Genomic DNA, 21,655 nt, shown 5'->3' with positions numbered 1-21,655 from the left:
AAAGGCTGAGAGTAGCCGTAAGGAACTGCCATAAGTTCTACGAAATCGTCCCAGAGGTGGGATGTGCTACCTATAAGCCAAGACTCTATAAAATATCTATGGTTAGAATGTTTGCCTTGGCGGGCAAGCTGACGAATCTGCGAATGTACGGTTCTATAAGAAAACCATACAGAAATGTATGGGTACGTTAAAGCGTAGTTGGTGTGGTTTAGTAGAAATTTGCCCTACGAACGACCATATTGTGTTACAGGCACATTCAAGCCAACAGGACTATAGCAAGAAACCTAAGGATATATATGCACAGATAGAATTATCGGAACAAGGAAAGGTAACGGGTCTTCAACAGAAGATTTTCTGACGAAGAATAATAAGCGGATTAACCGTTGCTGAAAGGTTGAGACCGAACCGTTGATAGCTTCTGTAATGGGAGAAGTAGGAATGGTCTCTAGTCGGTTGTAATAAGCAAATATTATTCAGTCCGAGATAAGGATTCGAGTAAGACCAAAAGGGTCACTTTCAAAAAGGAGGTGATGCCTTATGCCAAAGAAAAATAAAAATCTATGTGTAGATGACCTAAGACATGCTGAATACTACGGCATGCAAGAAACATTTGATGAACTCTATCAAAAGAGCAAAGATGGTGAAGTATTCGAAAACCTAATGGGCTTGATACTTAGCCAAAACAACATCTTGCTTGCCTACAGAAACATCAAAGCAAACGGAGGAAGCTACACGGCAGGAACAGACAAGAAAAACATAACCGATATTGGGAGCAAATCTCCTGATGAAGTGGTGGAGAAAGTGAGGTTTATTGTCACAGGGAGTAAGCACGGGTACAGACCAAAATCTGTAAGGCGTAAAGACATCCCGAAGCCAAACGGAAAAACACGACCGTTAGGTATTCCATGCATATGGGATAGACTTGTGCAGCAATGTATCAAACAAATATTAGAACCTATATGCGAAGCAAAGTTCAGTAACAACAGCTATGGCTTCCGCCCGAATCGTTCGGTGGAACACGCTATCAATCGGACTTATACCATGTTGCAGAGAATGAACTTGCATTATGTGATTGAGTTTGACATCAAAGGATTTTTTGACAATGTAAATCACAGCAAGCTAATTAAACAAATGTGGTCGCTTGGAATACAAGACAAAAGGCTGATTTTCGTCATAAAGCGGATACTGAAAGCGACAATTAAAATGCCTGACGGTTCACTTATAGAACCGCACAAAGGCACACCGCAAGGTGGAATTATATCGCCGTTACTTGCAAACATCGTTCTAAACGAGCTTGATTGGTGGGTAGCAAGTCAATGGGAAGAAAATCCTATGGCGGTAAGTCGTGGAAGATACAGAATCATTGGAAAAACAGAGGTGTTTGACAAAAGTCATGGGTATAGGCTGATGAAAAATACAAATCTAAAGGAAATGCACATCATCAGATATGCAGATGATTTCAGGATATTCTGTCGAACCAAAAAAGAAGCCGTAAAGACAAAGGAAGCTGTTACAAAGTGGATTGAAGAAAGGCTTAAACTTGAAGTATCACCTGAAAAGACAAGGATAGTGAATACTCGTAAGAGATGGTCTGAGTTTTTAGGGTTCAAGATTAGGGTTAGGTCGAAAAGCCATAAATATGTGGTGCAATCGGCAATCTGTGACAAAAAGGTTGAAATTGAAACGGATAAGTTAGTGGAACAGGCAAAGAATATTGCCAAACCAAGGGAAACGAAAAGTTGTCTTTCAGAAATTCAGCTGTTCAATTCTACGGTGTTGGGGATTCAAAATTATTATCAACTTGCCACCTGTATCAGTATTGATTGCAGAAATATCCACAGACGAATCATGACAGTTTTAACCAATAGGCTTAATACGGAAAAGGGTTGTATACTAAAGCGTGACGGTGGCACTGTCACAGAAGCGGAGAAAGAAAGATTTGGAAATTCCAAGATGATTCGATATGTGGCAGGAATAGACCAGATGATTTATCCGATTGCATACATCAAAAATAAGATACCGATGGCTAAAAAGTCGGCAGTTTGTAGTTATACTTCCGATGGTCGGGAGTTGATTCACACTGAACTTAAGATAAACAGAAGTATTTTGAAAGGTTTAAGAGAACAGCTACCCAAAAGCCACAGCACAGAATACTATGATTGCAGAATATCATTATTTTCTGCACAAAAGGGAAAATGTGCTGTTAGTGGAGATGAGTTTGTAAATGTAGAAGATATAGCCACTTGGCTAAAAACACCGAAAGAATTAGGTGGATATGAACGCTACAAAAATATGACTTTGATTCACAAAAAGTATCAATCATTATTAGATGAACAGCCTCTATCTGAATTAAAAGCCTTAACCAAAGAACTTAAAACCACTAAAAAGATGATGATTAAAATCAATAGTCTGCGAGAGCAGGCAGGTCTGTTAGCAATAGAATAACATGAAAAATTTGGTGACTGATTAAATGTTTGTGAAAACAATCGATGGGACGCCGGATGCGGTGAAAGTCGCATGTCCGGTGTTAGTCGGGGGAAAAGCCGGAGATTATATCAAAGGCTTACCTATCGAAACAGGCTGAGAAGTTATATTACACTGCCCTTATCGGTTATATCTATTATGAAGCACCAGAAGAAGAAAAGAACTTTAAGACACTTTTGGATATGATTGACGCAAGTGAAGTCAGAGAAGATGACGAAACCTATATGAACCCAATTGATAGGCTCTTTGAAGCTCTTGAAAAGAAAGATCCAAGTCATTTTGCAGTTAAGCAATATAAGAAATATAAACTGGCAGCAGGAAAAACTGCTAAGTCAATTCTCATATCATGTGGAGCAAGACTTGCACCTTTTGATATAAGAGAGCTTAGAGAACTAATGAGCGAAGATGAACTAGAGCTTGATAAAATTGGAGATAGGAAAACTGCCTTGTTCGTAATAATATCAGATACAGATGATACTTTTAACTTTGTAGTCTCAATAATGTATTCCCAATTATTTAATCTACTATGTGATAAGGCAGATGATGTTTATGGTGGAAGACTTCCTGTTCATGTAAGATGTCTACTTGATGAGTTTGCCAATATAGGCTTAATTCCAAAATTTGAAAAATTGATTGCAACAATTCGTTCAAGAGAAATATCAGCAAGTATAATACTGCAAGCACAATCTCAATTAAAAGCAATTTACAAAGACCATGCAGATACTATAGTTGGTAACTGTGACTCAACACTCTTTCTAGGAGGAAAAGAAAAAACAACAGTAAAAGAGTTATCAGAAACCTTAGGAAAAGAAACCATAGACCTATATAACACATCAGAAACAAGGTCAAATCAAAAATCTTTTGGTCTAAATTACCAAAAAACTGGTAAGGAACTTATGAGTCAAGATGAAATAACTGTAATGGACGGTGGTAAGTGCATATACCAACTAAGAGGAGTAAGACCTTTCTTATCTGATAAATTTGATATTACAAAACATAAGAATTACAAGTTATTGGAAGATTATGATGGGAGAAATGGTTTTGATATTGAAAAGTATATTACACGAAAGGGTAAAGCTAAGATAAATGGTAATACAGTGATAACAAGATTGTAATAATTACTGTAAGAGTTTACATGGGCGAGGGGCTATTTTAAAATAGTAGACTATGTGATATAATAGAATCGGAAGTTGTGGAGGTAAAATATAGATGAATCAAGGTAGAATTATTGTAATCACAGGTGCGCCGGGGACAGGAAAAACTACAACGGCATCTGCTGTTGCAAAAGAATCAGATTTGGAAAAGTCTGTGCATATGCACACAGATGACTTTTATCATTATCATGTAAGAAAGCCAAGCGCAAGGGAGTATGATGATTGCTGCAATGAATTTTGGAATGTAACACCTTATGTTATTAAAGGATTGTGCCGTAAGGAAATTTTATTTGCTATTGATCATTTTAATCAGATTGTTCGCCATGAGCTGCTGAGAATGATATCATGGAAGGTCGGCATCGAAACAGGCTTTAAATTAAGTGTAGGCAAGAACTATAAGTTTATTGAAAGGTATATATCCGAGGATTTGTGGGAGAAACTTTTGTCCACCTACCGGATGGATTCCTATGAAAACATATGGGAAGCATTATTTCTATGCCATCAATTGTTCAGGGCGGTATCCGGTGAGGTGGCGGAAAGGCTTCATTATGCCTATCCGGAGTATGATAGGAATATAACAAAATATACCAGGGACATGTATAAAAAATACACTGGTAAAACCGGCTGCCTGGATAGCACATATGCCGCTGATATAGAAGAGAGGCGGGAACAGTGATTACAGAAATGAAAGCAGGGCACCTGAAAGATATCGATAAACCCAGCGAACCATTTGAGGTGATAGGTAAGATTATACCGAGGTATGAAAACGAGAATTGGACCTTTACAGAATTACTCTATGAAGCGCCATATTTAAAAAGCTACCAAGACGAAGAGGATGAAGAGGATGAGGAGGCAGATTGCCTTGAATATATTGACAATACTGATAAGATAATATATCTTTACTACCAAGACGATAAATGCGTCGGAAAAGTTAAACTGCGAAAAAATTGGAACCGGTACGCTTATATAGAAGATATCGCCGTATGTAAGGATTTCAGGGGGCAAGGCATAGGCAGCGCGCTTATCAATATATCTATAGAATGGGCAAAGCATAAAAACTTGCATGGACTAATGCTTGAAACCCAGGACAATAACCTTATAGCTTGTAAATTCTATCATAATTGTGGTTTCAAAATCGGCTCCGTCGATACTATGTTATACGCCAACTTTGAAAACAACTTTGAAAAAGCTGTTTTCTGGTATTTAAGGTTTTAGAATGCAAGGAACAGTGAATTGGAGTTCGTCTTGTTATAATTAGCTTCTTGGGGTATCTTTAAATACTGTAGAAAAGAGGAAGGAAATAATAAATGGCTAAAATGAGAATATCACCGGAATTGAAAAAACTGATCGAAAAATACCGCTGCGTAAAAGATACGGAAGGAATGTCTCCTGCTAAGGTATATAAGCTGGTGGGAGAAAATGAAAACCTATATTTAAAAATGACGGACAGCCGGTATAAAGGGACCACCTATGATGTGGAACGAGAAAAGGACATGATGCTATGGCTGGAAGGAAAGCTGCCTGTTCCAAAGGTCCTGCACTTTGAACGGCATGATGGCTGGAGCAATCTGCTCATGAGTGAGGCCGATGGCGTCCTTTGCTCGGAAGAGTATGAAGATGAACAAAGCCCTGAAAAGATTATCGAGCTGTATGCGGAGTGCATCAGGCTCTTTCACTCCATCGACATATCGGATTGTCCCTATACGAATAGCTTAGACAGCCGCTTAGCCGAATTGGATTACTTACTGAATAACGATCTGGCCGATGTGGATTGCGAAAACTGGGAAGAAGACACTCCATTTAAAGATCCGCGCGAGCTGTATGATTTTTTAAAGACGGAAAAGCCCGAAGAGGAACTTGTCTTTTCCCACGGCGACCTGGGAGACAGCAACATCTTTGTGAAAGATGGCAAAGTAAGTGGCTTTATTGATCTTGGGAGAAGCGGCAGGGCGGACAAGTGGTATGACATTGCCTTCTGCGTCCGCTCGATCAGGGAGGATATCGGGGAAGAACAGTATGTCGAGCTATTTTTTGACTTACTGGGGATCAAGCCTGATTGGGAGAAAATAAAATATTATATTTTACTGGATGAATTGTTTTAGTACCTAGATTTAGATGTCTAAAAAGCTTTAACTACAAGCTTTTTAGACATCTAATCTTTTCTGAAGTACATCCGCAACTGTCCATACTCTGATGTTTTATATCTTTTCTAAAAGTTCGCTAGATAGAGTTCTATATTAGAGATGTAAAGAGTTTTGGTGAAGAGGTTTGTGAGTATGGCTTTTATAACCAGGGTGCAATGAGAAGCACTAACAGCAGCTAGCTTAAGAACGCATAGGATATACTTTTTATGGAAGTCACAGAGGAGGAATAAAATTTGAACAGGATTAACAGAGTAAAGATGCATAACACCATGAACATTTTCCTCGTTATCAGCTGCGAAAAAGATCAGCAGGTGATTGTCTATTGTTTGCCACGAGACTGCACGAACCGGAGTTCCTGCTTCCACACCGGAAATAGTGTTGCCTTCCGGTGAAGGAATATAGTCACATACCGCTTCCAGCCTACCGGCTTCTGTATTGGCATAATGAAACTCCAAATCATAGAGCCACCCTATACAAAACAGGGCAACAAGTGCGGAAAGAATTGCCGCTATTAAGCGAGTGCGTTTAACACGCTTTAAAAATCTAAGTGCACGCTGTGGCGCTTTTTCAATAGGAACCTGCCTGCGCATATCCTCTTCAAGCTGGCGGCAGGCCGCACAATGCTCAATGTGTTCTCTGACCATAGCAGAGGTCTCTGTCTCGGTCAATTCTTCAAGATAGGATGGGAGTAAATCCCTGACTACGCATTCAATCAAAGATACTGTTTCAGCAGTAAAAGAAAAAATAGTAAGCGGTACGGCCTTACTATTTTAGACAATTATTGGTGGTAAGTTTGTTAAAATTAGAACATTCAAATTGCCTAATCAAGAATTGCCAGAAAATGTTTATTATTATGACTCTATTTAGTTATTAAGAATGAGGTGCAAAGATGGATATTATAAGTAGAAAATACATAAATGAAGGCTTTAATAGTAAGGCATATATTATAAATGATGATTATATTTTACTTGATGGAGTAAATCAAAATTCATATAAAAACTATCAAAAATATGTGAACGTAATTAATCAAATAAGTAATGTTAAATCGTTGGAAATACCAAGAATTATTGAATTGATTGAGCCTTGCGAAGAATATCCAAATGGCGCATTAATTTATAAAATGATTAAAGGACATACTTTTAGAAAAGAACATATTGAAATAGTTAATTTAGATAATATTGCTAAAAAACTCGCTGAATTTATGGATGAATTATATGAAATAAGAGTTGATTTTGATAAAGATGAATATATAAAAAATGAATTAGAAATAACTGAACAAAGTGTTATTGAATTAAAAGAATATTTAAGTGAATCTAATTATGAAAAAATATTATCTTGGTTTAATGAATATAAAAACTATTTATTAACATTTAATGATTATCATTTTATACACGGAGATTTATGGTATGAGAATTATATTCTTAACGATAATAACGAATTAGTTGGAATAGTGGATTTTGAAGGCTCTGGTATGGGTGATCCTGCTTATGATATTGCTGCACTTTATTATTTAGGAACAGGTTTTATAAATAAGGTATTAAGTTATTATAAATATACAGATGAAGATTTAATCAAAAGAGTATCAATGTTAATAAAGGCACGTGAAATTGCTGATTTTGATGATATGGTTAAAAACTATCCGGAAGAAGTAGAAGAACAAGTTGATAAAATAAAGAAAGTTTTATAAATGGTGGTACAAATGGATATATATGATTTAATGAAACAAGTTAATGACGCATTCAATCAAAGATACTGTTTCAGCAGTAAAAGAAAAAATAGTAAGCGGTACGGCTTTACTATTTTAGACAATCCCAGTTTGTCGAGCCAAATAATTAAATAGGAACGCAAGAGATGATAGATAATTAAACTCTATCGTCTTTTTTTATACTCAAAATTAGGAGGTAAAAATGGTAAGGATAAGAAGCCCCACTTAAATAATTTAATATATTAGACATTTAGCGATTGAAATATAAATTCAGTCGCTTTTTTAATTGGAATTTATAGATTAAGGAGAAGAAATTAATGGATAGAGAAATGATAAATATAAATGCAAATTTAGTTAAGGAAGCTGAATTTTCAGAATTTGAAAAAGATGGAGAAAGTGTTCAAGTAGCAAATTTTGCTCTTGTTAAAAAATATGGAAAGGGCAAAGAATATACAAATTGCTCATTATATGGAGAAAAGGTAGAAATTGCAAAAGAATTTGAAAAAGGAGATCTAATCCATGTCTTTGGATATTTCAAAGAAAACAAAAAAGGAGATAAGGTCTACAAGAACTTTATAGTTAAATCACTAAATAAAATAGAAAATAAGAAAGAAAACGAGGAGGAATAATATGGAATTTTTTACAGCTGGAGTTGGAGTTTTAAAGACACTTGTAACTGCAATTGGTGCAGGTTTAGGAGCATGGGGAGTTATTAACTTAATGGAAGGTTACGGTAATGATAACCCTGGTGCTAAATCTCAAGGTATTAAGCAGCTTATGGCTGGTGGGGGAATTGTACTAATCGGTATTAAATTAATTCCACTACTTGCAAATGCTTTAAATTAGGAGAAAGTCTATGTTTGGTATCTTTGACAAGCTAACTGAATTTTTTAAGGATATGCTACTCGGAGGTATCAAAGCAAATCTTGAGTCCATGTTCTTAGATATAAATGACAAGGTAGGAGTTATTGCAACTGATGTTGGAAAGACACCAATGGGTTGGAATGGAGAAGTATATAACTTCATAAAAAACATTAATGACAATGTGATTGTTCCAATAGCAGGTCTTATTATAACAGCAGTTTTATGTATTGAACTCATAAATATGGTTATGCAAAAGAATAATATGCACGATACAGATACTTTTGAGTTTTTCAAATACATTATAAAAATGTTTATAGCAGTCTACCTTGCAGGCCATGCCTTTGAATTTTCAATGGCAGTCTTTGATGTGGCACAAAATCTTGTAAACAAAGCGGCAGGGGTAATCACTACTTCTGCCACTGTTTCAGGAGATCAGATAGTTGCAATGGTTGATACATTAAAAGAAAAAGATGTTGGTGCATTAATAATGATATTAGTTGAAACAAGCCTAGTGAGGATTGCAATTCAAGGAATTTCACTAGTTATAACATTAATAGTATATGGGCGTATGTTTGAAATATATGTCTACTCATCAGTATCATCCATACCATTTGCGACTATGGGAAATAAAGAGTGGGGTCAGATTGGAACAAATTATATCAAGGGACTTTTTGCCTTGGGACTACAAGGTTTGTTTTTGATGGTATGTTTAGGTATCTACACCGTTTTAATAAGGACGGTACAGGTTACAGATATTCACGCAAGCTTGTTTAGTATATTAGGATATGCTCTACTACTTGGACTTATGATGTTTAAGAGTGGGACAGTTGCAAAAAGTATTATGAATACGCACTAGGAGGAATAAATGTTAAAAAAGAAAAATTGTGCTTTATTAGGACTTGGAATTTTATTGGGAGGAACTTATGAAATCTTAAAAGAGAAAAAAAGAAATGAAGAGATTAGAAACTTAAAGAAAAGAATAAATAGACTTGGAAGATGTCACAATGAATTTGTTATGTATCAAGGAGAATACAATGATAGAAATGAAGAAAAACAAGAAGAATTAGAAGAAAGAATTAGCTACCTAGAAGAAGAAACAACATCTAATTATGACCATATACTTGAACTTTCCAAAGAAGAAGTAGAGGGAGAATAAAATGGCGTATGTACCAATACCAAAAGATTTGGACAAGATTAAAACAAAGGTTGCCTTTAACTTAACTAAAAGACAACTTATAGGTTTTTCGGTGGCAGGACTAATTGGCATACCAACCTATTTATTTATGAAGAAATATCTACCTAATGATGTTTCAATTATTGTAATGTTAATAGTAACCCTGCCAATCTTTTTTATAACCTTATATGAAAAAGACACCTTAACCTTTGAAAAATATTTTAGATTTTTCTATCTTCATAAGTTTTATCAACCAACTAAGAGAATAAGAAAGGAGGCATACCTTGAAGCAAAGAAAAAAGCAAATCAGCGACTTAAATCTAAGGGAAAAACAATTAAAAAAAGACAGAAAGGAAGTAAGAAGGCTAAAAACAAAGAAAGATCCAACAAATAGTCTTCTAAGTGTACTTTTAAAGAAAGAGGAAAAGAGATTTACTGTTGAGGATACAATTCCCTATATAAGAATGTTACCAGAGGGCATTTGCCAGTTAGATGAAAAAAATTATTCAAAGACAATTTCATTTCAAGATATAAATTACCAGTTGGCATTGGAAGAAGATAGAGATTTAATCTTTAACCAATTTGCCAACTTTTTAAATTCTTTTGATCCAAGTGTCCACATTGAACTTTCATATGTAAATCAATTAGGAAGAAATAAAGACCTACAAGATGCAATTAAAATTGCTGACAAGGGAGATTTCTATGACGATGTAAGAAAAGAGTTTAGGGAGATGTTAAAGCTTCAACTTGCAAAAGGCAATAACGGACTTAAAAAGATGAAGTATATAACCTTTACAACAGAAGCCGATAACCTAGAGCAAGCAAGGGCAAAGTTAAATAGACTTGAAGTGGATATTTTATCTAACTTTAAATCTATGGGAGTAAGAGCAGAAAGTCTTTATGGTGAAGAAAGACTAAGACTTGTTCACGATATGTTAAATCCAGACAAGAACTTTGATTTTTCATATAAAGATTTGAAGAAGAAAGAGTCTACAAAATCACATATAACTCCCAAGATCTTTAATTTTGCACCAGCAAATAATTTTAAATTTGGGAAATTCATTGGAGCAGTAAGCCATTTTCAAATACTTGCAAGTGAGTTATCAGACAGAATGTTATCTGAGTTTTTAGATATTGATGACAATATTTATGTAGCTTTTCATATAGATGTAGTTGAACAAGCAGAAGCTATTAAACTCATTAAGAGAAAAAACACAGACCTGGATAGAATGAAAATTGAAGAACAAAAGAAAGCAGTTCGTGCTGGATATGATATGGATATTATTCCTTCAGATATAAATACTTTTGGTGCGGATGTTAAGTCCATGTTATCTGACTTACAAAATAGAGATGAAAGGCTCTTTGTAGTTACCATAGTAATGATGAATTTTGCTAGGACTAATCAAAAATTAGAAAATACTATTGCTCAAATCTCATCAATTGCTAACAGACATAATTGTCAGGTAAAAAGATTATCTCATCAACAAGAACAAGGACTTGTTTCTGTCTTACCTCTAGGAGTTAACCAAGTCGAGATAAAAAGATTTTTAACTTCATCATCAACGGCAGTATTTATGCCTTTTACAACAGAAGAGCTATTTATTGATTCGGCAAATTCCTTGTATTATGGCTTAAATGCCCTTAGCCAAAACTTGATTATGGCAGATAGGAAGAAACTAAAGAATCCTAACGGACTAATATTAGGAACACCAGGTTCTGGTAAATCTTTCTCGGCAAAAAGAGAGATGGCAAATGCAATTCTTGTCACAGATGATGATGTAATTATTTGTGATCCTGAAGGCGAGTATTCAAACCTTGTAAAACAATTTAATGGAGAAGTTATTAAAGTTTCGGCAAAGTCAAAGGACTACCTAAATCCACTAGATATAAATATGAACTATGGAGATGGGGACGCACCTTTAAAGGATAAGGCGAACTTCATAATGTCTATGCTTGAACTTGTAGTAGGAGGATCTGGTCTTACTGCTGCAGAAAAATCTGTTATAGATAGGTGCTTACCAAAGATATATCAAAAATATTTTGAAGACCCAAAACCAGAAAATATGCCTATATTAGGAGATTTATACGATATGCTCCTATCCCAAGAAGAGGGAGTTGGTAGAAAACTAGCAACAGAAATGGAAATTTATGTTAAGGGAAGTCTTAATGTATTTAATAATAGGTCAAATGTTGACCTAAATAGGCAATTGCTCTGTTTTGATATAAAAGAGCTAGGAACACAACTTAAAAAAATAGGTATGCTTGTAATTCAAGACCAAGTTTGGAACAAGGTTTCCCTTAATAGAGGAAGCAAGTCTACAAGATACTATATAGATGAGTTCCACCTTTTATTAAAAGACCCACAAACTGCTTCATATTCAGTAGAAATCTGGAAAAGATTTAGAAAATGGGGCGGTATTCCAACAGGCATAACTCAAAACGTAAAAGTGCGCCCAGATAGGGTGTTGTGTAAAGTAGCGTAGGTGCTACTGCATACGATAGTGTGCAAATCAAACTGTCTTACCGATTGAAAGGAAACTTTCACGGGACCAAAGCATGACAGTTAAGGGATTAGTCACCGAAGGACTTTAGGTGCGACTGTTTCCCGATGATAAGAAGATATGAGGATAAGATTGAATTTATCGAATGTGAGGTCTAAGTTCCTGTTTTTTGCAGGTTAGGGTAAAAGTCCTGAAACCCTAGTTATAACACTACAATGTCATCTTTTACGGCATTGTAACTATCAAGAAAGTTATGAAACAGGCATGAGAACATGTCATAACAGACCGAAAGCATATCCGACAATCTTCAACGACCTATACACAACATTAACTGGGGATTGCCTAAGTCAGACATATTTGTTTGATATGGCAACGGAAGTTCCATAGTAGTCCGAGAGAGTTAATAACTCTTACATGGCGAAGGGAACTAGTTAGTAAATTCTAAAACAGAAAAATGAAAGGGAGGAGAAACCTCAATGAAACCAACATTTGAAATTTTAGAGCGTATAGAAAAGTGTTCAACAAAATATGTAGATGGCGTGTTTACGAGGATTTACAGATACTTGCTTCGTGAAGATATTTACCACGCTGCCTACCAAAATCTTTATGCAAACAAAGGAGCAACAACAAAAGGTATCGATGAAGATACAGCAGATGGATTCAGTAACGAATACGTTCAAGAGTTGATTAATTCACTTAAAGATGGTAGCTATAAAGCAAAACCGGTAAGACGAGAATATATACCAAAGCAAAATGGTAAATTGCGTCCATTGGGCATACCAACATTTAGGGACAAATTGTTGCAAGAAGTAGTCAGAATGATACTGGAAGCTATCTATGAACCAATATTTCACAAAAACTCACATGGATTTAGACCTGGAAAAAGCTGTCATACAGCATTAAAGCAGATTAAAACTGAATTTACAGGTGTAGTGTGGTTCATAGAAGGAGATATTAAAGGTTGTTTTGATAATATCAACCACAACAAGTTAATAGAAATACTTGGCAGGAAAATTAAAGATAGCAAATTTTTAAACATAATACGTCAATTCTTAAAGGCAGGCTATATTGAAAATTGGCAATACAATGCAACCTATAGTGGAGCACCCCAAGGTTCAATATGTGCACCAATTTTAGCGAATATCTACCTTAATGAACTTGATAAAAAGTTTGATGAAATAAGTACTCATTTTGATAAGCCAAGTTCAGCATATAAAAGCCCTAAATACCATGAAGTGGATAAAGAAATGAAACGTTTGTCCTATTGGATAGACAATACCACGGACGAAGAAGAAAGACAGGAATTAATAAAGCAATACAAGGAGCAAAAGAAGTCATTAAGAACTTTACCTTGTAAAAATAAAGATAACAAAAGATTTACCTTTGTTAGATACGCTGATGACTGGTTAGTTGGAGTTTGTGGTACAAAAGAAGATTGCAAGGATTTAAAAGAAGAAATCGCCAAATTTTTAGATGAGGAACTAAAGCTTACATTAAGCGAAGAAAAGACCCTTATCACTCATAGCTCTGAGAAAGTTAGGTTTTTAGGATACGATATTTCAGTAAGAAGAAACAAACAAGTCAAAGGGCATAAAATGAAAAATGGAAAATGGCGACAATCTCGAACCTTGCATATGAAAGTTGCCCTTACAATTCCCCACTCAGACAAAATAGAAAAATTTATGTTTGATAAAGGAGTTATACGCCAAAAAGAAAATGGTGAAATTCATCCAATACATCGTGCAGGACTTTTAAACTTATCTGATTCTGAAATTGTGGAGCATTATAATGCAGAAGCTAGAGGTTTATGTAATTATTACAAATTAGCAGTTGACTATCATACATTAGACTACTTTTGTTATCTCATGGAATATAGTTGCTTAAAAACCATAGCAAACAAGCATAAAACAAGCATTCGCAAAATCATAAATAAGTATAAGGACGGGAAAACATGGTCTGTACCCTATGAAACAAAAGCAGGAACAAAACGTGTGAAGCCCGTTAAAATAGCAGACTGCAAAGGTGGAAAGGTTGAAGATATAATTTTCGTTAGAAAGAAATTTAATTGGAAAACGACTATTAGACAGAGATTGAATGCCAAAACCTGCGAATTGTGTGGTTGTAAAAATGCTGAACTCTATGAGGTTCATGTGGTTAAGAACCTAAAAGACTTAGGCGATTCCAATTGGGAACAAGCAATGAAAGAGAAAAGAAGAAAAACACTTGTAGTCTGTAACAAGTGTCATAAAGAAATACATGAACACTAAACTAATATGTTAATTACTAATGGGGAGCCGAATACCTCGAGAGGGGTACGTTCGGTTCTGTGGGAGGGTCTAGGAAACCGCTACTTTGTAGTAGGCGCCTTTGCCCTACCCGCCGACCTTTTAACAAGTCAGGAAATTGAAAATATCTTTGATAATACAGACTTTGTTCTAATGTTAAATCAAGCATCTGGAGATAGAGATATACTTGCTAAGAAATTAAAAATATCGCCTTATCAGTTAAACTATATTACTAATTCAAACGCAGGTGAGGGACTATTATTCTTCGGGAATACTATTGTTCCCTTTATAGATAAATTTCCTAAAGATACCATGCTATATAAGCTAATGACAACAAAACCAGAAGAAGCTAAGTAGGTGTGATATGGATAAAAAACTAAAAAAAGATTTTCAAAAGAAAATTATACGAAATAGGGACGCTCCTGAAAAGAATATTGATAGTAAACTTGTTCATTCAGATGATTATACCAATAAAATTATTAAGACTAAGGATAGGTTCGGAGATAAAATTTCAGAAAAAGAATCTAAACTTATTCAAGAGAATGTATCAGCTAAAGATCAAAAACAAGATAAACTAAAAGATTATCAGAAGTCTAAAAATAAGGAAAGAATTAGAAAAGAAGTTTTAGATAATAAGGATAAGGTTGAAGAAACAAAACAAGCTAATCTTGAAATAAGGACAGATGAAAGCTTTAAACTTGATGAAGAGTTAGATGTAGACTTTAAAAAAGTTGATTTTGATAGTGAAAACAGTAGAAATATTAATTCTAATAAATTAACAACAGATGATATTTCAGCTAAGGCTCAACAAAAAAGCAATAAGAAGGCATCAAGTAAAAGACAAGTTCTTAAAAATTATGAGGATAAACTTATCCATAGTAAGGATAAATTCCAAGACAAAATTAAAGAGAGAGAGTCTAAGCGAATCCACACAAGCGAAGATAAACCTATCGAAGCAAAGAAAAGTAAGAGAATATATAGAAAAGATAAGCTTGTTAAAGATGAAGTAAGTAAGAACGAAAGTAATACTAATATTGATAAAAAGCAAAAGCAGAAACTTTATCAAGAAAAGAAGTTTAGAGATAAGGAAAAAATTTCTAAAGAGATAGATAAAGAAAATAAGCCAAGCGAAGTTGATACAGATAAGACTTTTGACAATTCTGAGCTTAAAGACAATAATCAAGAATTTATAAAGGATGAAAAAGAAACAAGCCTTAAATCTTCAGAACAAAAGAAAGTTAATAAAAAGAAGACTTACTATAAGAGAAAAAATTATGAAAGTGATAAATTTACTCGCAAGAAAATTGATAACTTAAAAAATGAATCGAAGAAAGTTACAACGAAAGATTCTAAGAAGACACAAGATGTTAAAGACTTTATCTCAGATAAAAAGATTGGAGAGCTTGAAAAGTCTAAAAGTAAGCTAAAGGATAATATCTTAAAAAACAAAACTAAAGGAAGTCTATCTTCTGGGGTTTTATTATCTGGAGCTAAGTCATCAGAGTTAGTGAGAGATTATCTAAGTTCAGGATCTGACAATACTGGTGTAGAATCTGGAGAAAAAGTCGCTAATGTAAGCTCTAAACTCCAGCATGGAATAAGGAAGTATAAGTTAGACAAAAAGAAAAAGTCCTTAAAAAAGCTATCTAAACTTGATAAGAAAATAAGAAAGAGAAAAAGCAAGTTGGAGTTTAAAAGTAGCTTGGAAGATTTAAAAAAGTCAGATGCCTATATAAAGAAAAATAGATTTAAAAAGTTTTACCAGAGAAAACAAATGAAGAGCATGATAGCTAAAAAGCACGAAACAAGACTTGTAGATAGGGTTAAAAAAGCTATTTTAAGTTTAGGTAAGGCTTCTAAAGAGCTAATCGTAAGAAAAAGTAAGATGGTTCTATTTCTAGTAATAGGACTAGGTCTTATGCTATCAATCATGATTGGTGGTGGAAGTGTTGGTATGAGTGGATTAAGTAACTCTGTAAACTCAGTAATGACAACAACATACCTATCACAAGATACAGTTCTAAGTGAAGTTAATCAAGAATTTTCATCAATGGAGTATGACCTACAATCACAAATCGAAAGTGTGAAAACAAGTCATCCTGGATATGACGAATATATCATAAACAAAGAAGGAGAAATTGGTCATAATACCCATGAACTTTTATCCTATATAACTTCAAGATGTGGAGAAGTAAAATCAGCATCTGAAGTAAAAGGAATTTTAAAAGATCTTTTCGATAAGATGTATAAGCTTGATTTTAAGGAAGAAATTGAAATTAGAACAAGAACAGTAGCAAGAACAAGATATGATAGTCGTGGTAATCCTTATACTAGCTATGAAAAAGAAGAGTACGAATATAAAAAGTTAATTGTAACTTTAAAGAAAAAAGAAATGGATGAAGTTGTTAGGGAAATATTTAAAGATTATCCAGACAATGTAGTTCATTATGAAGCTCTTCTTGAAGCTAAGGGAAATATGGGAGATGTTTTTGGATCAGGTAATGGGGACTTAGGAGAAATAGTAGATAATCCAAACTTTGGAAATCCTGGTCTTGCTTTTGATTCAGCTACTGCAAAGGATCTTTTTAATGAAGCAGAAAAACATATAGGCAAAAGATATGTGTTTGGAGCAAGTGGACCATCTAACTTTGACTGTTCAGGTTTTGTATGTTGGTCATTTACAAAGTCTGGTGTAAAGAGAATGCCAAGAACAACTGCATGGAGAATATACAAAGACTATTGTAATCCAGTAAGTCCAAGTGAAGCTCAACCTGGAGATATTATATTTTTCCACTCAACATATAACAGTGGAACTCCAATATCTCACGTAGGAATATACGCAGGTAACGGAATGATGATTCACGCAGGAGATCCAATTCAATACACATCAATAAATTCAAAATATTGGAAATCACACTTTTATGGTTTTGGAAGACCAAGATAGAAGGGAGATATTATGTGAACAGAAAACTTATAAGTATTAGGAATAAAAAGAAAAAAATAGAAGAGAAATTGAAAGATTTAAATGCAAAATACAAGGAAATTTGCGACGAAGAAATACAAGTTGAAAATGAAGAAATAATTGTAACTCTTAGGAGGAACAATATTAGCTTGGAAGAATTAATGGAGAAAATTAATGATAGAAAAAGAGAAGAAAAATTAAAAGAAAAGGAGAACATTCATAATGAAGAAATTTAATACGAACAGACTAAGAGCCTTTTTTATGGCTCTTTTATTAGTTTTAACATCAACTTCAACTACTAATGTACTAGCTAAAGCTGATGATACAGATGGTAGTAAAAAAGTTATAGAAAGTTCTATAAGTAATATTAGTGATTTAGAAAATCAGATTAAAGACTTAAATGATAAGAAAAAAGAAGACCAATCAAAGATAGATGAATTAAAGGAAAAGTTAGAATCTTGCAAAGATAATGGAGAAAAACTAAAACAAGAAAAGACTAAGCTAGAAGAAGAGATTAGAGATAAAGATAATAAGATTGCTCAATTGAATAAAGAAATTGAGAATCTTAAAAACTCCAATAATGATGGACTAATAGCAGAAATTACTCAGCTTAAAGATGAATTAAAAAGATTACAAGATGAAAATGCAAAACTAAAAGAAGATTATTCATCTACAAAATGGGAGTTAGAAGCTGAGAAAGAGAAGACCGACAAAAACGAAAATAAAATCAAAGAAATGCAAGAAAAGCTTGAGTCTTTAGAAGGAGAACTTGCAAAGAAGACTAAAGAAATCGAGGATAAAGATAATAAAATTAAGGACTTAGAAAAAGCTCTTGATGAAAAAGATACTAAGATAAAAGACCTTGAGTCTAAAAAGAAAGAGACAGAAAATTCTAAGTCAGAATGTTGTAAGAAAATTGAAGAGCTTCAAAAGGCTATTGATAGTTTAAAAGAATCTTCTGAAAATACAAAAAAAGAATTAGAAGAGAAAATTAAAGAGCTAGAAGAAAAACAAAAAACTTCTGAAGAAGAAATTAAAAAGCTAAAAGAAGAGTTAGATAAGAAAATTGAAGAAGCAAAGAAGTTAATTGAGGAAGCAAATAAAAAATCGAAAGAAGAACTTGAGAAACAAGCTAAAGATGAAAAAGATAAAAATCTAAACCAAGACCTATCTAAAAAATTAGATGAACTTCTAAAACTCCAAAAAGAAAACAAAGAGAAGAAAGAAGATAAGAAATCTCAAGATAAGAAGTGGGACGAACTTTTGAAAGCTGATGATAAGAACATCCTAAATCAATTTGATCTTAACAATATGAAAAAACAAGAGGAACAACAAGACAAAAAACAAGTTAAAGATGAAAAAGAATTTGCAGTTTTCCAAGTAGACAAAAACTTTTATAACATTATCAATAAAGATGGTAAGACAACAGTATACAAGGATGTAAAAACTTATGTGGATCAAGGAAGAACTATGATTCCAGTAAGATATATTGCCTATACTCTAGGTTTTAATGTTGAATATGACAACTCTACTCGTGAAGCTATTTTCTCAAATAAAGAGAATAATATCTTAGCAAAAAAGACATTAAGACTAAATATTGATACTGGTGTTATGAAAGATTCAGATGGAAAGGTCTACAATTCAGATGTTAAGCCAGTGATTATAAATGGAAGAATTCATGCTTCAATTTCAAACATTGCCAAAGCTTTTGGAGCAAGTCATGGAGATATTAAAGATGGTAAAAACCAAACAATAGAATGGGACAATGCTAGAAAAGCAGTCTATGTATTTAAAAATGTAAAATAAGAAAGGATAGAAAAATGAATAAGAGCATTAAACGAGGAGTAGCCATAGCGTTACTCCTTTTTACATTTACAGTACCAGCAACTACATTTGCGATGACAAATGAAGGACAGATTGAAAGTCAAAACGAATCAATCTATGAACCACAAAAAGAAGAATTTGAAAAAATGTTGAAAGATGATGTTTTTACACCATCAAAAGAAGAAATTCCTTATCAAGATGTTCCAAGAATACCAGGAAATACAAGTGAAGCAGCCAAGCCTTCAAATAATCCTCCAAAGAAAACACCACTTGTAAAAGGTGGTAATACGAAGGCAGTAAATAGTCTAGCAACACAAGAAAATAAGGCAAGAGGTTCAGTAATTGAAAATGTAGATAGGAATGGAAAAGATATTACACCAAGTGGAGATACAGAAAAAGATAAAGAAAATCCAGTAGATGTAAGACAATTTTTAACATTTCAAACTAAAAGTGGAAAAACTATGCACCTAATAGTGGATCATTCATCAAATCAAGATAATGTAAGGCTATTGACAGAAGTAGGAGAGCAAGACCTACTTAATATGATTGAATCAGAAGATAAAAACAATATAAAGGTTGAAGAACCTAAGAAAGAAGAAGTAAAAAAAGAAGAACCTACTGTTGTTCCAGTAAAAGAAGAAAAGAAAAGTGGAATAGGTTCATTTCTAATTGTTGCACTTGTAATTGGAGGAGTTGTAGGAGCAGGATATTATTTTAAAGTAGTCAAAGCTAAGGAAGATAAAATGTTGGAAGACTTTGAAGAAGATGATGAGGATTATATTAGTGAGTCAGAAGATGATGACGATGATGAAACTCACGAAGAATCTTTAGATGAAGATGATGAACTATTATAAAGATATGAAAATTTAATCTAAATTGAATATTTCTCCCGAATATGATACAATATTCGGGAGAAAGGTGGTGCAAAATGAATTCTTATTTAGATCAAATAAAAAATAGAATTAATGATTTTGATAGCAGAAAAGTTTTTATAAACAATGATTTCTTAGATATAGCAGGAAATGAAACTGTCCGTAGAACTTTAAATCAACTAGTTAGTGAAAATAAAATAAAAAGAGTAATTAATGGATTCTATTACAATCCAAAATACAGTGAGTTAATTGGAGAGTACGAAGCAGTATCAATTCACGAATTAGCACTTGCCATAGCAAGAAAATACAATTGGAATATTGCACCATATAATAGCACAGCCTTAAACTTATTAGGACTTTCAACACAAGTACCAACACATTATAAATATATATCTAGTGGAAGATATAAAGAATATAAAATTGGAGATACAATTTTAGAATTTAAAAAAGTAAATCCAGGAGAGATTGCTAATATGTCCTTAAAGACAGCGACTGTAATTCAAGCAATTAAGTCTTTAGGGAAAGAAAATATCAATGCCCAAGTTATGCAAAAGATAAGAGAAAATTTAACTCAAGAAGAAAGAACAGATTTAATGAACGAATCAAAATCAGTTCCTGCATGGATATATGAAGTAATAAGGGAAATTTGTGAGGGCAAAAATGAATAAGTTTTATATAGAAAACAAAGAAGACTTAAGAGTTTTAATGGTAAATACAGCCAGAAAGAGAAATATATCTGAGGCAGTTATTGAAAAGGACTATTGGGTTACTTTTATCTTAGATTATCTATTTAATGAAAACAAATGGAGGGAATATTTTACCTTTAAAGGAGGAACATCACTTTCAAAATGTTTTGGACTCATTGAAAGATTTTCTGAAGATATAGATTTAATCTTAGATTGGCGAGTATTAGGTTACGAAGAAAAAGAACCATGGATAGAAAGATCAAATACCAAGCAAGATAAATTCAACAAAGAAGTCAATGAAAAGACAGAAGAATTTTTAAGAGATGAATTTGTAAAAATTTTAGAAGAAGATTTAAAGGATTTTGATTTTGAATTTTCAATAGATACAATAGATCCACAAACAATTCTATGTAAATATCCTAAAATCTTTGAATCTAATTATTTGACACAAAATATAAGGCTTGAAATAGGAAGCCTTGCAGCATGGACACCTGCAATTGATGTTGAAGTTTTGCCGATAATTGGCGAAGCATATTCAAATGTATTTAAAGAAAAAACTAATATAAGGACAGTATCGGCAGAGAGAACCTTTTGGGAAAAAGCAACAATTTTACACCACGAAGCAAATAGACCGGAAGCTTCTCCTATGCCCCACAGATATGCAAGACACTTTTATGACTTATATAAAATAGCAAATTCAGATTTTAAAAACAAAGCCTTAGAAGATAAAGGGTTATTAAAAAAAGTGACTGAATTTAAGATGAAATTTTATCCTAGGAAGTGGGCAAAATACGAAGAAGCATTAAATGGTAGATTGAAGTTAGTCCCAAGAGAGTTTCGATTTTCTGAAATAGAAAAAGATTATAAGGCTATGTCAGAAATGATTTATGGAGACTATCCAAACTTTGAAGAGATTATAAAAGTTCTTCAAGAACTAGAAAAAGAAATTAATAAGTAAATCGAATTCTCCCGAAAATAATACAATATTCGGGAGAAAAAC

At 33.5% G+C, this 21,655-nt stretch carries 18 protein-coding genes and 4 pseudogenes; 21 read left to right on the top strand and 1 reads right to left on the bottom strand.

What is annotated here, in order from left to right; all coding sequences use genetic code 11:
* Positions 1 to 537: 537 nt before the first annotated feature.
* The 6 genes and pseudogenes from ltrA to aph(3')-IIIa all read left to right on the top strand — a co-directional run bounded on the left by ltrA (position 538) and on the right by aph(3')-IIIa (position 5,740).
* Positions 538 to 2,445, top strand: coding sequence for a group II intron reverse transcriptase/maturase (gene ltrA / locus F6I03_RS08030; RefSeq protein WP_001124947.1), 1,908 nt, complete (start codon positions 538 to 540; stop codon positions 2,443 to 2,445).
* A gap of 104 nt (positions 2,446 to 2,549) precedes the next feature.
* Positions 2,550 to 3,599 (top strand): VirD4-like conjugal transfer protein, CD1115 family, encoded by a 1,050-nt coding sequence (locus F6I03_RS08025; protein ID WP_256365977.1) that lies wholly within the window; start codon positions 2,550 to 2,552, stop codon positions 3,597 to 3,599.
* Between the two features lie 94 nt (positions 3,600 to 3,693).
* Positions 3,694 to 3,825, top strand: a pseudogene (locus tag F6I03_RS09990) (zeta toxin family protein); the annotation flags it as partial.
* Positions 3,823 to 4,314 (top strand): annotated as a pseudogene (locus tag F6I03_RS08020) (aminoglycoside 6-adenylyltransferase); the annotation flags it as partial. The pseudogenes F6I03_RS09990 and F6I03_RS08020, both read left to right, overlap by 3 nt.
* Positions 4,311 to 4,853, top strand: coding sequence for a streptothricin N-acetyltransferase Sat4 (gene sat4, locus F6I03_RS08015; protein ID WP_000627290.1), 543 nt, complete (start codon positions 4,311 to 4,313; stop codon positions 4,851 to 4,853). The pseudogene F6I03_RS08020 and the gene sat4, both read left to right, overlap by 4 nt.
* A gap of 92 nt (positions 4,854 to 4,945) precedes the next feature.
* Positions 4,946 to 5,740: an aminoglycoside O-phosphotransferase APH(3')-IIIa gene (gene aph(3')-IIIa, locus F6I03_RS08010; RefSeq protein WP_001096887.1), complete on the top strand. Its 795-nt coding sequence runs from the start codon at positions 4,946 to 4,948 to the stop codon at positions 5,738 to 5,740.
* Positions 5,741 to 5,847: 107 nt separating this feature from the next.
* Here the strand turns inward: aph(3')-IIIa and F6I03_RS09945 are convergent, their stop codons facing one another.
* The gene (locus F6I03_RS09945; protein WP_243098603.1) at positions 5,848 to 6,426 is read right to left on the bottom strand and encodes a hypothetical protein; all 579 of its coding nucleotides are present in this window, start codon (positions 6,424 to 6,426) and stop codon (positions 5,848 to 5,850) included.
* Positions 6,427 to 6,671: 245 nt separating this feature from the next.
* Between F6I03_RS09945 and F6I03_RS08000 the strand changes: the two genes are divergently transcribed.
* The 15 genes and pseudogenes from F6I03_RS08000 (at position 6,672) to F6I03_RS07930 (ending at position 21,613) form a co-directional block, all read left to right on the top strand.
* The gene (locus F6I03_RS08000) at positions 6,672 to 7,469 is read left to right on the top strand and encodes an aminoglycoside phosphotransferase family protein (RefSeq protein WP_004452867.1); all 798 of its coding nucleotides are present in this window, start codon (positions 6,672 to 6,674) and stop codon (positions 7,467 to 7,469) included.
* Between the two features lie 335 nt (positions 7,470 to 7,804).
* A complete protein-coding gene (locus F6I03_RS07995) occupies positions 7,805 to 8,116 on the top strand; it encodes a hypothetical protein (RefSeq protein ID WP_023078930.1) in 312 nt (103 codons plus the stop codon).
* A gap of 1 nt (position 8,117) precedes the next feature.
* Positions 8,118 to 8,333 (top strand): Maff2 family mobile element protein, encoded by a 216-nt coding sequence (locus F6I03_RS07990; RefSeq protein ID WP_000394204.1) that lies wholly within the window; start codon positions 8,118 to 8,120, stop codon positions 8,331 to 8,333.
* Positions 8,334 to 8,343: 10 nt separating this feature from the next.
* Positions 8,344 to 9,207, top strand: a complete 864-nt coding sequence (locus F6I03_RS07985; RefSeq protein ID WP_070431221.1) for a VirB6/TrbL-like conjugal transfer protein, CD1112 family — start codon at positions 8,344 to 8,346, stop codon at positions 9,205 to 9,207.
* A gap of 9 nt (positions 9,208 to 9,216) precedes the next feature.
* Positions 9,217 to 9,507: a hypothetical protein gene (locus F6I03_RS07980; protein ID WP_016502702.1), complete on the top strand. Its 291-nt coding sequence runs from the start codon at positions 9,217 to 9,219 to the stop codon at positions 9,505 to 9,507.
* A gap of 1 nt (position 9,508) precedes the next feature.
* On the top strand, positions 9,509 to 9,919 hold the full coding sequence (locus F6I03_RS07975) for a PrgI family protein (protein WP_016502701.1): 411 nt from the start codon (positions 9,509 to 9,511) through the stop codon (positions 9,917 to 9,919).
* Positions 9,810 to 11,972, top strand: a pseudogene (locus F6I03_RS07970) (VirB4-like conjugal transfer ATPase, CD1110 family); the annotation flags it as partial. The gene F6I03_RS07975 and the pseudogene F6I03_RS07970, both read left to right, overlap by 110 nt.
* 530 nt (positions 11,973 to 12,502) lie before the next feature.
* Positions 12,503 to 14,293, top strand: coding sequence for a reverse transcriptase domain-containing protein (locus F6I03_RS07965; protein ID WP_150983104.1), 1,791 nt, complete (start codon positions 12,503 to 12,505; stop codon positions 14,291 to 14,293).
* Positions 14,294 to 14,407: 114 nt separating this feature from the next.
* Positions 14,408 to 14,668: pseudogene (locus F6I03_RS07960) on the top strand (VirB4-like conjugal transfer ATPase); the annotation flags it as partial.
* Between the two features lie 7 nt (positions 14,669 to 14,675).
* Positions 14,676 to 17,255 carry a CD1108 family mobile element protein gene (locus tag F6I03_RS07955; RefSeq protein WP_070431224.1) on the top strand — a complete coding sequence of 860 codons (2,580 nt, stop codon included), beginning with the start codon at positions 14,676 to 14,678 and terminating at the stop codon, positions 17,253 to 17,255.
* Positions 17,256 to 17,269: 14 nt separating this feature from the next.
* A complete protein-coding gene (locus F6I03_RS07950) occupies positions 17,270 to 17,509 on the top strand; it encodes a hypothetical protein (protein WP_001080402.1) in 240 nt (79 codons plus the stop codon).
* On the top strand, positions 17,496 to 19,079 hold the full coding sequence (locus tag F6I03_RS07945) for a stalk domain-containing protein (RefSeq protein WP_070431225.1): 1,584 nt from the start codon (positions 17,496 to 17,498) through the stop codon (positions 19,077 to 19,079). The genes F6I03_RS07950 and F6I03_RS07945 overlap by 14 nt, the downstream gene beginning before the upstream one ends.
* A 14-nt stretch (positions 19,080 to 19,093) precedes the next feature.
* On the top strand, positions 19,094 to 19,951 hold the full coding sequence (locus F6I03_RS07940) for a CD1107 family mobile element protein (protein ID WP_070431226.1): 858 nt from the start codon (positions 19,094 to 19,096) through the stop codon (positions 19,949 to 19,951).
* A gap of 74 nt (positions 19,952 to 20,025) precedes the next feature.
* Complete coding sequence (locus F6I03_RS07935; protein WP_070431227.1) at positions 20,026 to 20,637, top strand: DUF6088 family protein; 612 nt, start codon at positions 20,026 to 20,028, stop codon at positions 20,635 to 20,637.
* Complete coding sequence (locus tag F6I03_RS07930) at positions 20,630 to 21,613, top strand: nucleotidyl transferase AbiEii/AbiGii toxin family protein (RefSeq protein ID WP_070431228.1); 984 nt, start codon at positions 20,630 to 20,632, stop codon at positions 21,611 to 21,613. The genes F6I03_RS07935 and F6I03_RS07930 overlap by 8 nt, the downstream gene beginning before the upstream one ends.
* Positions 21,614 to 21,655: the final 42 nt, after the last annotated feature.

Source organism: Aerococcus sanguinicola (assembly GCF_008726925.1).
Taxonomy (GTDB): Bacteria; Bacillota; Bacilli; order Lactobacillales; family Aerococcaceae; genus Aerococcus.
The sequence above is the reverse complement of the archived record's forward strand: the minus strand, read 5'-3'. Positions and strand labels throughout refer to the sequence as shown.

Coding starts and splice junctions, on each gene's coding strand:
- F6I03_RS09945 (WP_243098603.1), bottom strand. CDS start 6,426: ATGGTCAGAGAACACATTGAGCATTGTGCGGCCTGCCGCCAGCTTGAA.
- F6I03_RS07975 (WP_016502701.1), top strand. CDS start 9,509: ATGGCGTATGTACCAATACCAAAAGATTTGGACAAGATTAAAACAAAG.
- F6I03_RS07965 (WP_150983104.1), top strand. CDS start 12,503: ATGAAACCAACATTTGAAATTTTAGAGCGTATAGAAAAGTGTTCAACA.
- F6I03_RS08000 (WP_004452867.1), top strand. CDS start 6,672: ATGGATATTATAAGTAGAAAATACATAAATGAAGGCTTTAATAGTAAG.
- F6I03_RS07955 (WP_070431224.1), top strand. CDS start 14,676: ATGGATAAAAAACTAAAAAAAGATTTTCAAAAGAAAATTATACGAAAT.
- F6I03_RS07980 (WP_016502702.1), top strand. CDS start 9,217: ATGTTAAAAAAGAAAAATTGTGCTTTATTAGGACTTGGAATTTTATTG.
- F6I03_RS07935 (WP_070431227.1), top strand. CDS start 20,026: ATGAATTCTTATTTAGATCAAATAAAAAATAGAATTAATGATTTTGAT.
- F6I03_RS07930 (WP_070431228.1), top strand. CDS start 20,630: ATGAATAAGTTTTATATAGAAAACAAAGAAGACTTAAGAGTTTTAATG.
- F6I03_RS07985 (WP_070431221.1), top strand. CDS start 8,344: ATGTTTGGTATCTTTGACAAGCTAACTGAATTTTTTAAGGATATGCTA.
- F6I03_RS07990 (WP_000394204.1), top strand. CDS start 8,118: ATGGAATTTTTTACAGCTGGAGTTGGAGTTTTAAAGACACTTGTAACT.
- F6I03_RS07995 (WP_023078930.1), top strand. CDS start 7,805: ATGGATAGAGAAATGATAAATATAAATGCAAATTTAGTTAAGGAAGCT.
- F6I03_RS07945 (WP_070431225.1), top strand. CDS start 17,496: ATGAAGAAATTTAATACGAACAGACTAAGAGCCTTTTTTATGGCTCTT.
- ltrA (WP_001124947.1), top strand. CDS start 538: ATGCCAAAGAAAAATAAAAATCTATGTGTAGATGACCTAAGACATGCT.
- F6I03_RS07940 (WP_070431226.1), top strand. CDS start 19,094: ATGAATAAGAGCATTAAACGAGGAGTAGCCATAGCGTTACTCCTTTTT.